General features: G+C 47.9%; 10 protein-coding genes. 2 read left to right on the plus strand and 8 right to left on the minus strand.

The window, feature by feature from the left end:
• Nucleotides 1–27: 27 nt before the first annotated feature.
• The 4 genes from H4O21_RS01825 to H4O21_RS01840 form a co-directional block, all read right to left on the minus strand.
• Nucleotides 28–1,059 (minus strand): putative 2-aminoethylphosphonate ABC transporter substrate-binding protein, encoded by a 1,032-nt coding sequence (locus H4O21_RS01825; RefSeq protein WP_182807145.1) that lies wholly within the window; start codon nucleotides 1,057–1,059, stop codon nucleotides 28–30.
• A 279-nt stretch (nucleotides 1,060–1,338) separates the two neighbouring features.
• Entirely contained in the window at nucleotides 1,339–2,619 is a 1,281-nt protein-coding gene (locus H4O21_RS01830) for an NAD(P)/FAD-dependent oxidoreductase (RefSeq protein WP_182807146.1), read from the minus strand.
• A gap of 150 nt (nucleotides 2,620–2,769) precedes the next feature.
• Nucleotides 2,770–3,498 (minus strand): UTRA domain-containing protein, encoded by a 729-nt coding sequence (locus H4O21_RS01835; protein ID WP_255487090.1) that lies wholly within the window; start codon nucleotides 3,496–3,498, stop codon nucleotides 2,770–2,772.
• A gap of 241 nt (nucleotides 3,499–3,739) precedes the next feature.
• Nucleotides 3,740–5,296 (minus strand): methyl-accepting chemotaxis protein, encoded by a 1,557-nt coding sequence (locus tag H4O21_RS01840; RefSeq protein WP_220495466.1) that lies wholly within the window; start codon nucleotides 5,294–5,296, stop codon nucleotides 3,740–3,742.
• A gap of 344 nt (nucleotides 5,297–5,640) precedes the next feature.
• Here H4O21_RS01840 and H4O21_RS01845 point away from each other — a divergent pair, with 344 nt between their 5' ends.
• Nucleotides 5,641–6,126, plus strand: coding sequence for an FKBP-type peptidyl-prolyl cis-trans isomerase (locus H4O21_RS01845; RefSeq protein WP_182807147.1), 486 nt, complete (start codon nucleotides 5,641–5,643; stop codon nucleotides 6,124–6,126).
• Between the two features lie 163 nt (nucleotides 6,127–6,289).
• On the opposite strand, the gene pepN is transcribed toward H4O21_RS01845, so the two are convergent.
• Entirely contained in the window at nucleotides 6,290–8,941 is a 2,652-nt protein-coding gene (gene pepN, locus H4O21_RS01850) for an aminopeptidase N (protein WP_182807148.1), read from the minus strand.
• 201 nt (nucleotides 8,942–9,142) lie between these two features.
• Here pepN and H4O21_RS01855 point away from each other — a divergent pair, with 201 nt between their 5' ends.
• Nucleotides 9,143–11,449 (plus strand): EAL domain-containing protein, encoded by a 2,307-nt coding sequence (locus tag H4O21_RS01855; RefSeq protein ID WP_182807149.1) that lies wholly within the window; start codon nucleotides 9,143–9,145, stop codon nucleotides 11,447–11,449.
• 107 nt (nucleotides 11,450–11,556) lie between these two features.
• Here H4O21_RS01855 and H4O21_RS01860 read toward each other — a convergent pair whose 3' ends face one another.
• The 3 genes from H4O21_RS01860 to H4O21_RS01870 form a co-directional block, all read right to left on the minus strand.
• Entirely contained in the window at nucleotides 11,557–12,399 is an 843-nt protein-coding gene (locus H4O21_RS01860; protein WP_182807150.1) for a DUF2797 domain-containing protein, read from the minus strand.
• A 242-nt stretch (nucleotides 12,400–12,641) separates the two neighbouring features.
• On the minus strand, nucleotides 12,642–12,887 hold the full coding sequence (locus H4O21_RS01865; RefSeq protein ID WP_182807151.1) for a YeaC family protein: 246 nt from the start codon (nucleotides 12,885–12,887) through the stop codon (nucleotides 12,642–12,644).
• Nucleotides 12,888–13,173: 286 nt separating this feature from the next.
• Nucleotides 13,174–14,046 (minus strand): rhomboid family intramembrane serine protease, encoded by an 873-nt coding sequence (locus H4O21_RS01870; RefSeq protein ID WP_182807152.1) that lies wholly within the window; start codon nucleotides 14,044–14,046, stop codon nucleotides 13,174–13,176.
• Between the last annotated feature and the right edge of the window lie 7 nt (nucleotides 14,047–14,053).

Raw genomic sequence — 14,053 nt, forward strand, 5'->3', positions numbered from 1 at the left:
GCTGTCGCACAGGGAAAGCGTCATGCCTTATTTAGGATCGCTCTTACCATCGTAACGAGCCTGCCAGGTCGACAGAATTTCTTTACGCTTACTGGCAGCCCATTCAAAGTTATTGTCAATCATCAGCGCCTCAGCATCTGCAGGATAATGAGGAATCGGCTTAGCGACACCAGGATAACCCACCACCGCGAAGCTCTTGTTGTACATTTCATTCGCTTGCTTAGTGATCGCAAAGTCCATCAGCTTTTTAGCCGCATCCATCTTGTCAGTGCCTTTAACAATGGCTGCCGCTTCCATATCCCAGCCCAGACCTTCCTGAGGGAATACCAGATCCAGAGGAGCACCTTTCTTCTTCAGGTTGGCACCTTTGTAAGCAAAGGAGATACCGATTGCGGTTTCACCGGCTGCTGCCAGCTTACATGGCTTTGAACCTGAGTGAGTGTAACGTGCGATGTTATTGTGCAGGCGGTCCATATAACCCCAGCCTTTATCTTCACCAAACATCTGTAGCCAGGAAGATACGTCCAGGAAACCCGTACCGGAAGAAGCCGGATTAGGCATAATGACGTGGCCTTTATAAACAGGCTTAGTCAGATCTTCCCAACTGGTCGGCTTAGGCAGGCCGTGCTTTTTCGCTTCAATGGTGTTGAAACACAGAGCACCCATCCAGGCATCCATACCAACCCAGGAAGGGTTAGCATCGGCATCACGGAACTTAGGAGACAGCATCTCAATGCCTTTTGGTGCATATGGCTGCAGCATATTCTGTTCTTTCAGAACCAGCAGACTGGTCGCTGCCAGGCCCCACACCACATCAGCCTGAGGGTTATTTTTCTCAGCCAGCAGCTTAGCGGTTACAATACCGGTAGAATCACGTACCCACTTGATTTTGATATCCGGATACTGTTCATTGAATGCCTTGGCATAAGGTTTCAGCTGTTCTGTTTCCAGAGCGGTATAGACCTTCAGTTCAGTCTGCGCCTGAGCAACAGAAGCTGCCAGAACCATAGAGCCTGTCAGGCCCAGCGCCACGAGCTTAATCTGATTTACCAGTTTCATTTGTAACACACCTCAATCGTCTGTGGTTTTTGGTATATACCAAAAATTAACAACTCAATATTTCAGTTCAGTGAACGAAAAATGAAATCTTTGTGGATAATTGATCAGCTGATGTTTTAAATTCTTAACCACCTGATTTACGACAGAAAAAGTCGCATGGAAAAATATTATTTTCTGATGACAGTCATAATATCAGCATAGACCTGTAGCCTCTGGGGCCTCATAAGCCAGCTGAAACCGATCTGCGGCCCAACTTTTACACGCTTATGAAACACAGAATTAACCGCTGCGCTTACCGCATCTTGCTAATGCACATTGCTTCTGAAAGTCATCATTCAGAGGATCTATTACACCGAACCGATTCAGCGCCAGAGTTGAAGCATCGGTATATAACACTTGTCCGGTTGCCAGTTCTGCAATCAGGCGGCCTAATCCTCCGGACATTCCTATGCCACCTCCGGAACATCCGGTCATTGCCAGAAAACCTGAAGCCAGATTGCTGCCATCAGCCCGGATCATAGTGCCAATCAGAGGGCTGCCATCCGGTGTATAGCTGGAAATACCTGAGATATAGTGCTCAACCTCTGTCTGCGCCAGCTCTGGAAAGAAAGGCAAAAGATCTTCAAAGCCCGCTTCCAGTGCCTCCCAGCCCTGTTCATCACAGCCAAAACTGAACCCGGCCAGGTTATCAGGCAATCGTTCAGGCGATGTATATACCGGTTCATAATCTCTCAGGCCAAAAAGCAGATGCCCCACTTCAGGTCGGGCATAAGCTCTGGCGTCCGGCAGAATAACCATAGGAGAATCCACCGGTACTGAAGCTAACTTTCCTGTCATCCAGTAATGACTGCGAACAGGTGCCATAGCCAGATTGACTCCTACCTGGCGAGCCAGCATAGTGGACCAGGGGCCTGCCGCATCAATCACAATATCAGCCATGATTTTTTCGCCATCGGCCAGCTCAACACCGGTAACCTGCACAGCCCCCTGACTGGATACTGTCTGCAATAAGGAAGCTACTCTGCTGTTCTGTCGAATCATCAGGGAAGACGAAGATGAACGGGATGAGAGCAGGCGGGCAGCTTGTGCATAAGCCATCGCCAGCTGATAAGGATCGATAAAACCATCTTCCGGCATCAAAGCGGCCAGTGTCTGCTCTGGCACCTGTAACCAGGGGCAAGCTTCAGCAACCTGACGTGATGATAACCAGTGCACTGGCAGATTCTGTTGTTCTGCCAGTTCAGCCATCTCCTGAATCTGACGCTCAGACTCAGCTCGACTGGCAATATGCAGACTACCGGCCTGGTTATATGGCAGCTTTTCATTCAGCAGGCATTCCAGCTCATCAATCGCCAGAAATGTTTGCCGGACCAGATCGGCAATCACAGGCTTCTGGCGTGCACGGGTCAATAAAGCTGCTGCAGAACTGGTCGTCGCCGCTGCCAGAGTGGCTGCTTCCAGCAGAACAACCTCACAGTTCGCCTGCTTCATCAGATGAAATGCAGCCGAGCAGCCCAGGATGCCGCCGCCAATAATAACAATACGGGTAGAGTGAGACATAAAATCGCCTTTCAATCTGGTATATACCAGATTCTAAAAAGAGATTATGTCAGTTTATTGACACTTTAAAGACAAGCTGAAGTTTACAGGAATAAAAACGGATATTGCCTGTTTTGAGCAAGCAGCCACAGACGACAGCGGCGAGGGTCATTACCCATTAGACGTGACACTGACCACGACCTTCATAGCATTATGCAGCCAGAACTCTTCATCCAGCTCCAGAAACTCACCGTTCTGATCATGACACAATCGACGAATGTAGAGACCGGTAGAACCGGTATTCACTGCCAGAGCATCAGCAACCCGTGCTTCCAGTGTTTGTGGATAAATTTCGATATGGCGTTCATACGGATCAAGCTTATATTCTGTCCGCAACAGATGCCACAGAGAACGATCCAGAGAGTGCTGCAGAATTCCAGGGCAGTTTTTCGGATTCAGATAGATCTTTTCAATCAGACAGGGACGTTCATTAATATAACGGCGGCGAAAAATCTCATAAACCGGCGTCCCCTCAGGAATACCTGCCTGCTCAGCAACCCAGTCTGGTACTTCTATCAGCATTTTGGACAAAGTTTCCGTTCTGGCACTGAAACCCTGCTCTTCAACATAGCTGACAAAACCGATATCGCGACTAGGGTCATAATTAATACGCTGCGGCGTAACAAACCAGCCCCGACGATTAGAGCGAAAGATCAGCCCCTCTGCTTCCAGCTGAACCAGAGCTTGCCTGGCAGTCACACGGGTAATACTGAATTGCTCCGATAATTGCCTCTCTGCTGGCAACTTTTCATTTGCCAGCCAGATTCCCGACTGAATTTTATCCGCCAGCTGATCTCTGACCTGTAAATAGACGGGACGCTTCTCGACCGTGTTCATCATGCCCTGTTCCGGTAAATCCTGAATACAAAGAAATGTCTATGGTATTACGCTGCTATGACATCACAATGACACTATAACAGTAAGGTTAAGGCAGTATAATATAACTTACTGATTATGCTTTGTTATCCGTATCTTCCCTGATACTGCCTGCAATGAATCGATTATCCATTCTGTGTCCAAATAAAAAAGCCCCGCAAAAGCAGGGCATGATTCAGAAATAACAGGATGTATCCGGATAAAATTAACGTGCAATGCTCTGCATAATCAGCTTCACATTATCAATCAGATTATTAGATGCTTCTTTTGTTCTGATTGAGGACTCTGTCGCCTCAGCTGCTGCCGCATTCACAGAATCCAGATTATTCCGAATCTCTTCTGATGCAGCACTCTGCTCTGTTGCAGCCGCGGCAATCATCTGGCTGCGGTCAGTAATCGATTGCATAGTACTACTGATCGCATCCAGGGTTTCACCGGCAACCTGAGCCTGATCCACACACTCACGGGCACTTTGTTGGCTGGAGTTCATGACTTTAACCACTTCCTCTGTTTCACGCTTCAGGCGCTCCAGAGTGCCGTAGATCTCTCCGGTAGAGTCCTGGGTTCTCTGCGCCAGGGCACGTACCTCATCTGCAACTACCGCAAAACCACGCCCCTGCTCCCCGGCTCTGGCCGCTTCAATAGCAGCATTCAACGCCAGCAGATTAGTCTGATCAGCAATTTCGGTAATCACACTGATCGCCGACGAAATATCATCTGTTGCCTGATGCAGACTGGTCACTTTAACAGAGGCACTTTCAATGGCTGAAGCCAGCTCATTAATCGCTGCAGCGGTATCACTGACAACGGACTTACCCTGCTGAGCCAGATCATTAGCCTGATGGGTCGCATCAGAAGCACTGTTAGCATTCTGAGCAACATCATCAATGGCCCCTGATAGTTCGCTGATCACAGTTGCAATCTGCTCAACCTCAGCAGCCTGCCTGTTAATCGCTTCAGAGGCCTGATCAGCAATCGTCGTCGTCTCATCCCCCAGAGCATAAAGCTCTTTCGCGGAATGACTGATTCGGGTTGTCATCGCTCTGACATTAGCCTCACGCATAATCGCTGCCAGATACAATTGTCCGGCTTCTGAACGACAATTCGCGTACATCTCTTTCAGCAACTCACTATCCACGTAATTTTTTGCACGTACTGTTGCTTTTTTCAGAGGTTTCAGGAAAAAGTTCACCAGCAGGATAGCAATACCAGCTTCAACAGCTGCCACCGCCAGAGCCACTTCCGGAGATAACTCGAGGGTCCACTCAATGATGCCTGGTACCAGAGCAGACATAATCGCAATCGCAGGCATACTAATGGACAGATTAATGTCATACAGGCTAAAGCGCTTTCTGCCACTATTAACACGATTGTAGATTTCTTCTGCCCGACTCACCTGACTTGCTTTAGGTTTAGACCGGACAGACTGGTAGCCGACAATCTGGCCATTATCCAGGATAGGCGTCACGAATGCATTAACCCAGTAATGATCTCCATTCTTACACCGGTTTTTTACAATCCCCATCCAGGGTTTACTCTGTTGCAAGGTTTGCCACATATCTGCAAAGACCGGAGGAGGTACATCCGGATGCCGTACAATATTGTGAGACTGTCCCATCAGCTCTTCACGGGTAAATCCGGATATTTCAACAAAAGCATCATTCACAAAAGTGATTTTCCCCTTCAGATCTGTAGTGGATACCAGGGGCACATCTTCAGGGAAAGTTCGGTCGACCTGGGTAACTGGCAGGTTTTTTTTCATGGCAATACTTCCTGTTGCTCTGAGAAAAAGGGGAAGTCGATAGATATGTAGTTATGCTATGCAGTGTAATTGCAAAAAAATGGGCAGCATATTGTGCTCTTGCAGGATAAAAAAGTCTTGCTCTAAAGCAACACTTTGTTTCAAAAACGCATGCATCATATACTTAAGCGCACCTTTATGTAATTTTTCGTAAGCATACTAACTTCTTTTCACTGTTTTACCATACACAATACGATATTTTCTGATATCCATAAAATAATCCAGCCCCGCTCGCTGGGATACTTATCCTGATATGTTATGCTGATAACTCACAATCAATGCACTCCAGGTAAAAGGGTTATTTCATGGAAATTCAAGATAATGCAGTTGTTCTGATTCACTACACACTGACTAACGAAACAGGTGAGACCATAGATAGCTCAGCTGGTTCCGATCCTCTGGCATATATGCAGGGCGCAGGCAATATCATTCCGGGTCTGGAGAATGCTTTGCTGGGTAAAAGCGCAGGCGACAAGCTGAATGTGACGGTTGCTCCGGAAGATGGTTACGGAGAACACGTTTCAGAACTGGTTCAACAAGTGCCTACAGAAATGTTCCAGGGTGTTGACCAGGTTGAAGTGGGTATGGAGTTCCACGCAGAATCCAATGCAGGACAGCCTATTGCTGTGACTGTAACCAAAGTTGAAGAAGATATGGTCACTATTGACGCCAATCATCCTCTGGCAGGCGTTACTCTGAACTTTGACGTTGAAGTAGTCGAAGTGCGCGAAGCGACAGCAGAAGAAAAAGAGCACGGTCATGCTCATGGCGCAGGCGGTCACCAGCATTGATCCGACTGTACAGCCATATGGATAACGCTTAGCAGGACGCGGTATTCAGAATATGTAAGCTATCATAGCTTTCCCTGTCTGCCGTATTTCTGCACCCGGACAACGGCATTACTCTGGAAGCCCCGGTATCTATGATACCGGGGCTTTTCTTTATATCAAAAGGCTATGGCAGCGCTTTTGATATCACCTCATACAGGTCATTTGACAGTTCGGCCTGTGCAATTCTCTGTAGCTCGGTCTGCATCATCTGCTGACGCTTAGCATCAAATTTCTGCCAGCGAGTCAGAGGAGTGATCAGGCGAGAGGCAATCTGAGGATTCATCTGGTCCAGCTCCAGTACCACATCCGCCAGGAAGCGATAGCTGTGGCCATCCAGACCATGAAAGTTCACCCTATTCTGCCCGCAATAAGCCCCGACCAGAGAACGAACCTTGTTCGGGTTTTTCAGACTGAAGCCGGGATGACTCATCAACGCCTTAACTCTGGCCAGCGCATCGGGCTGAGGACGACGGGCCTGAACCTGGAACCACATATCCATCACCAGGGCGTCCTGTTGCCATTGCTGCTCAAACTGTTCCAGTGCTTCACGGGCCTTTTCATCCTGCCCGGAATGCACCAGCATCGTCAGTGCCGCCTGCTGATCCGTCATGTTGTCAGCCTGGTTAAATTGCTGCCAGACCCGCTCTGTGATCTCGGCTGTTTCAAGTGTCATCAGATAAGACAGACAGGTGTTATTTAACCGACGCTTACCAATATCATCGGCATCGGGCTTATAAGGCCCGGAAAGCTGATGGGTCTCCAGACAGGTCCGCAATTCACTTTCCAGCGCCTGAGCCAGCGTCTTACGGGCAATACGACGACAAGCGTGAATCCCATCAACCGGAATCACATCATATTGCTCTCCCAGGTAAGCTTCCTCAGGCAATGACAGCATTTCAGCCAGAATAGCCGGTGACAAGTCCGAACCCAGTAAATTACGCCAGGCTTCAACCAGTCCGCTATCCAGTTCAGGCACCCGACCGGATTCAAATTCAGATACCATCGTTTGCAATGCATCAACCGCCAGTCGTTGCCCCGCGTCCCAGCGATTAAAGCCATCGCTGTCATGACGCATCAGGTGTAACAGCTGCTGCTGACTATAAGGGAAGCTCAGTTTTACCGGGGCTGAGAAACCACGTAATAAAGACGGAACAGGGGCATCCGGAATCTGATCAAAAATAAAGGTCTGTTCTGCTTCTCTTAAATGCAGCACACGATCTGTATCACCCTGCTGTCCGGACGCTTCTCCCTGAACAAGGATAAGAGGTATATCCTGACCATCAGTGTTCAGCAGTCCCGTTTTCACCGGAATATGTAACGGCAGCTTGTCCTGCTGATCCTTTGTCACTGGTGTCATCTGGCGAATCGTCAGGTGATATTGCTTCGTCTCGGCATCATAGTGATCAGATACATCAAGCTGAGGCGTCCCTGCCTGGCTGTACCAGCGCATGAACTGCTCAAAATCAATACCAGACACCTCTGACATGGCTGCGACAAAATCTTCTACAGTCACTGCCTGGCCATCATGGCGTTCAAAATAAAGGTCACTGCCTTTACGGAATAGATCAGGCCCCAGAAGATTGGCAATCATGCGTACCACTTCAGAGCCTTTTTCATAAATAGTCAGGGTATAAAAGTTAGAAATCTCAATGAAATGATCCGGGCGTACCGGATGGGCTGTCGGCCCGGCGTCTTCTGCAAACTGAGCCGTTCGTAACATGGAGACATCTTCAATCCGTTTAACGGCAGCATCATTCATATCAGCAGAAAAGCACTGATCCCGATAAACTGTAAAACCTTCCTTCAGCGATAGCTGGAACCAGTCCCTGCATGTTACCCGATTGCCGGACCAGTTATGGAAATATTCATGGGCGACAACACCTTCAATGCGCTGAAACGCCATATCCGTTGCGGTATCAGCCCGCGCCAGCACACAGGAAGAGTTAAAAATATTCAGGCCTTTATTTTCCATCGCCCCCATATTGAAGTCATTCACCGCAACGATCATATAAATATCCAGATCGTACTCACGGCCATACACCTCTTCATCCCACTTCATGGCATTTTTCAGAGATAGCATAGCATGATCGCATTTACTCAGGTTTTCAGGTTCAACCCAGATCTCCAGAGCCACCTCGCGACCACTCATCGTAGTAAAACTGTCCTTGACCAGCTTGAGATCACCGGCAACCAGTGCAAACAGATAAGCAGGTTTATGGAAAGGGTCCTGCCAGGTGACAAAATGCCGATTATTGTCCAGCTCCCCCTTATCGACCGGATTACCATTGGACAGCAGCACCGGATATTCGGTTTTGTCAGCGATTACCGTCGTGGTAAAGGAGGACATCACATCCGGGCGATCCGGATAGTAGGTAATCTTTCTGAACCCTTCCGCCTCACATTGCGTACAAAACATGGTATTAGAACGATACAGCCCTTCAAGGGAAGTATTATTAGCCGGATCAATTTCAACCTCTGCTTCAAACAAAAAGCGATCCGGCACCTCTGTAATGACCAGCTGATCATCACTCAGAACATAACGATCATCTGATACAGACTGACCATCAAGACTGAGACTGATCAGCTTCAGGTCAGCACCATGCAGCTCCAGCGGCAGACCCGACTCTCTTTTTTCATTACGAGTAAAATAAATCGCCGACTTCACCCGGGTCTGATTCGGGTACAGATCAAAAGTCAGCTCAACCTTATCTGCCAGAAAAGCAGGTGGCAGATAATCTTTCAGATAGATAACAGGATTATTTTCATGATGGCTCATAAGGTATAACTCTTTACAGATTCTGTTGTGCCCTGTCCGGTAAATCTGAACAGGTATAAAAAATATGATGAAAAAGAAGACCGAATACTGGACTTATTGGTTAGATTATTTAATCTAGGCTATTCTTCAGAATATATTCTGTCAGCAGCAATTAAAGGAGTAATGCACGGCAGAGATGACAAATGAGGCATAATCGAGCCAATGTCAGATCTAACGCATCATCCTGATAAGCCACTGATAAATAAGAAAAGTGCAATATCGCTACCAGTACGTATTGCTACAGTTTACGTTGTTTTCTCCCTGTTTTGGATCTACTTCTCAGATCTTCTGCTGCACAGTATTATTTACGATCCGGATCTGCTTATTCAGCTGCAGACCTATAAAGGATGGGCATTCGTACTCATCTCTGGTGGTCTGATTTATTTATTAACATATCTTGATCTGAAAGCCAGACTACGGGTAGAAAATCAGTTAAGTGAGCAAACCCTTCGCCTGAAGCAGGTACTGAACTCAGTCTCTCATAGTATTATTCAATATACTCCGGATGGCCGAATCACTTACACCAATCAGGCCGCCAGACAACTCTATCAGTTTTCATCGGACGCCCTGCCAGACAACCTGATCTCTATCTGTCGTTCAGACAACGATTTTCATCTTCTGACGGCCAGTCTTACCGCCCAGGCTGAGAAAGGACAATACACAGGGCAAATTCGCCTGACACAAAAGTCAGCCGATAATACTAGTTTTACCGCTCTGATTGATTGGAGTGCAATCATTCAGGATAAACAGGTCACAGGTTTTATTGCAGCGATTACCGATGTCAGTCAACAACAGAGGGAACAGCAACAGCTGGACCAGGCGGCACTGGTCTTTGATATGGCCGATGAAGGCTATATGATCACCGATGCCAGAGGAGAAATCCTTAACGTCAACCCGTCATTTTCCCGTATCACGGGCTTTACTCAGGACCAGGTCATTGGACGTACTCCGGCCATTATGCGCTCCGGCCATCACGATAAGGCGTTTTATGAAGCCCTTTGGGATCAATTGATACGCACCGGACACTGGCAGGGTGAGCTGGTAAATAAAAAAGCAGACGGCGAAGATCAGCACATCTGGCAGAAAATTTATGCTCTTAGAAATCAGCAGGGCATTGTGAAAAAGTATGTTGCTGTAATGTATGAGATCAGCAACCTGAAACAATCCGGTATTGACGACCTGACTCAGCTGCCAAACCTGCCACAACTCAGAGACCGGTTAACGACCCTTATCCCGGAAGCCCGTCAGAAAAGAGAGTTCTTCTGCATCGCTTATATTGACCTGGACAACTTCCAGGGCATCAATGACAGTTTTGGTCACCAGCTGGGCGATCAGCTGGTACAGGAAGTAGCCCGACGGCTGGTCGCCTGCACAGGCCCTGAGGATATTATTGCCCGCCAGGGCGGCGATGAATTTATTATCCTGGGCCGCAACCTGAACCCTCAGACCGGCAGTGCTCAGTTTGCAGACCTGCTGCTGAAAACCTTTGAGCTTCCATTTGAGATACAGGAGCAGAAACTGTTCATCACTGCCAGTATCGGCCTGTGTTGCTACCCGGAAGATGGCGAAAATACCGATACTCTGCTCAGAAATGCCGATACAGCTTTATTCCGGGCTAAGGATACCGGTAAGAACAATTACCAGTTCTATACCCGACAGTTGACCAGTAATGCGGTTCAGAAAATGGAAGTTGAGCTGGATCTGAGACGGGCGATCACAGAAGCTCCGGAAGAGTTAGAAGTGTTCTACCAGCCACAGATCAATCTGGTCACAGGCATGGTCTCCAGTGCCGAAGCACTGGTTCGCTGGCAACACCCTGATGGCAAGCGTATTGGCCCTGATGAGTTCATTCCCGCCGCTGAAAATACCGGACTTATTATTCCTCTTGGGCAGCATGTATTACGTCAATCCTGCCTCGATTTTCTGAACTGGCAACGGGAAGGGCTGGAACTGGAACGTATCTGCGTTAATGTCTCTGCCGTACAACTATTGCGCAGCAGTTTTTACGAAGATACACAAGCCATTCTTCAGGAAACCGGTATACCACCAGAAGCCCTGGAACTAGAAGTGACAGAAACCGCTCTGATGAAAGATGACGAAACCGTTGCCCATGTTCTTGCCCAACTTCAGGATAAGGGGATTCAGATTGCGATTGATGATTTTGGCACCGGATATTCATCCCTTGGGCGTTTACAAAGCCTGCCTGTTGATCGGTTAAAAATTGATCGTAGTTTTATGCCTGAAGATGCCCAGGCCCATGGTGACCATGCCCTGATTACCTCAGTTTTATCTCTGGCCAGCAATCTGAATCTGGAGGTAGTCGCAGAGGGTGTAGAAACAGAGTATCAGGCTGAATTACTGATCAGAAACCGTTGCCAGCTGGCTCAGGGCTACCTGTATTCACCTCCTTTACCCAACTCCGCTTTTGTCGAATGGGTACGTCGCCATACTGAGGTGATGCAGTTCTGAGTATTAAACAGCCGGATCGAATCCGGCCTGTCTGCTCATCCCTTGCAAACAGGCCCGTAACTTTTCAGACCTTTTTCAGGTGTCAGCTTATTACCAGAGCTTCATCATCAGGAAGCAACAGATAGCTCAACATGGTAAGCATTGAATTTGCGTACATTCAGTACGCCAGTATCCAGAATCAGATACTGACCTTTAATGCCTTTCAGTACACCTTCAATTTCTGGCGTTTTATCCAGATTCAGGGCTGTCACCTTTTCCGGGTGCTCCTGTACCGGATAATGGAAGATAAAAGGTCGGGCATCCGGCAGTGTATAAATAGCATCAACACCATACTCTTGCTGTAATGCAGCCAGCTGGTCAGCACACAGCGCCAGTAAACGATCTCTTTCTGCTAACAGATCGATCTCATCCACAATGCCTTTAAGCATATTGCGCCAGTTCGTGCGATCCGAAGTATGCTGACGAATGATATCCTCAACCAGCCCGGATTGAAGTCTGGTACTGACCCTCAGAATTGGCAGAGCCTGTATTGCCCCCTGATCCATCCAGCGTGTAGGGACCTGGGTTTCGCGGGTAATCCCTACTTTTAACCCGGAAGAGTTTGCCAGATAGACAATATGGTCCTGAAAGCAGAACTGCTCACCCCACTCAGGCTCCCGGCAGGTACCAGCATGATAGTGGCACTTTTCCGGACTCATGATACAGGTATCACACTGAGCCAGACTCTTAAAACAAGGATAACAGTAACCCTGGGAGTAACTTTTCTTTGTTTTACGCCCGCAATGACTGCAGTTAATCACTCCGGTATGGCGCAAGGTAATTTTTTTGCCAATCAGAGGATTCATCGGGATATCTGTCTCTCCCAATACCAGTTGATACTGGACAGGTTGCCCCTGGCCATCCTGGGTATACATTTTATGCAGGTGGCCGGAAAACAGGTTTATCGTCATTTTTATCTTTCTTTCATCAAAGCTAACGGTCGATCAGAACAGTCTGTACTTCTGTACTGATGCGCTTTACATGCTATAAGCTGAAACAGAAAACCGCAGTATAAAAACTGCGGTTTACAGATCAGATTAAATAGAATATACGGCTTCACAGAACAATGTGGTTACCGATATCAGGCAGGAGCCCCGGGCTGAAAACAGGTTATCTCCCCTAACCCGCTATCTGCACCGTTTCAATTCAGGGATCAGTGCATAATTTTAATAATATCAGTATGTTCTTTATCACTCTCACACTGATCTTCCATAAAGCCTACCCGTTGCTCTGCTGGCAGATCGTGCGTCAGCTCATAGCGAATCACCGCTTCCATACAGATCTCAACCTGATCTTCTGTCAGACGAACACCATTTGGCCACTTACGCAGCTCCACTGCAGTACGTAAGTTGTGATAAATTTCAGGTGTCATATTCTGAATCAGTGCTTGCAGGGACATGGAACCTCCGGTCTCTGGAATTCTGCTATGAGCGCACCCCCACCTATTGTCAGGTCACACTCAGATCATAATAGTATTCTGGTTAAGCTGTACTCTTAGGCCGGACATCATAAGGTATTTGCCCAGCCTGAATGGATAAGTGAATCCACTGCAGGAAACACAGTTATCCGACCAGCAAGCTCAGGATTATACTCTTTTATTACACTTTGCCCAGGTGGAAATAAGTACAACAGCTGCCAGACATTGAATCTTATCTTCATCTATAAGCCAGAATCTGCAGGACAGATCACACAACCTGTGACGGAGGTTGTTTTTCTCCAAAGATAAGAAGTCGCAGCCAGGCCAGCAGAGAACCGGCAACCAGGCCACCAATATGAGCGGCATTAGCAACATCGCCTAATCCCAGCATGCTGACCCCACCCACCAGACAGAATACCAGCCAGATCATCAGAGCGATAAAGACACCTTTGCGTACATGGAAGATCGGATATTTTGCCAGCCGGTCCCAGAACCAGCAGTAACCCAGTAAAGCGTACAGCACACCGGATAAGCCTCCGAATAACACACTACCTGTCAGATACTGAGAAAAATTTGCAACCAGCGAGCTCAGTACAACCACAAAAATCAGTGTATGACTTTTCTGTTGTTGCTCTATCAGCCGGCCCAGCTCCCATACCCAGAGACTATTAAAGACCAGATGCAGCCAGCCAAAGTGGAGAAACATCGGTGTCAGAAAACGCCAGAACTCTCCACTGGCCAGTACATCGGATAATTCGCCACTGACCAGCTGATTGCCCTGAATGCCAACCGGCACAAATGTCATGCCAGAAAATAAAGCGCCCTGAACTTCCAGATGAATCCCGGCGGTTGCCAGCACACTGATCAGCAACAACAAAATAGTTACAGGCCATTGTCGCCAGCCGTATATAACACGGGTTAGCATACTGGAACGGGAGCGTACGACCTGAGTCTGAGCCAGATTACCCTGCTGCCAGTCTCTGATCATCTGTAACAGCTCAGGGAAATATGCCGGATCAGCCAGCCAGATCTCCTGATGATCCGATTCATGACGAATCTGATGACTGATACGCCGGGCCCACAACTCCCGGCTTAACTCGGACAGGTCCTGATCAACAGGCACATCCAGAACTTTAATCATAATCACT

The organism is Oceanospirillum sediminis (assembly GCF_014164585.1).
GTDB classification, from domain to species: Bacteria; Pseudomonadota; Gammaproteobacteria; order Pseudomonadales; family Halomonadaceae; genus Oceanospirillum; species Oceanospirillum sediminis.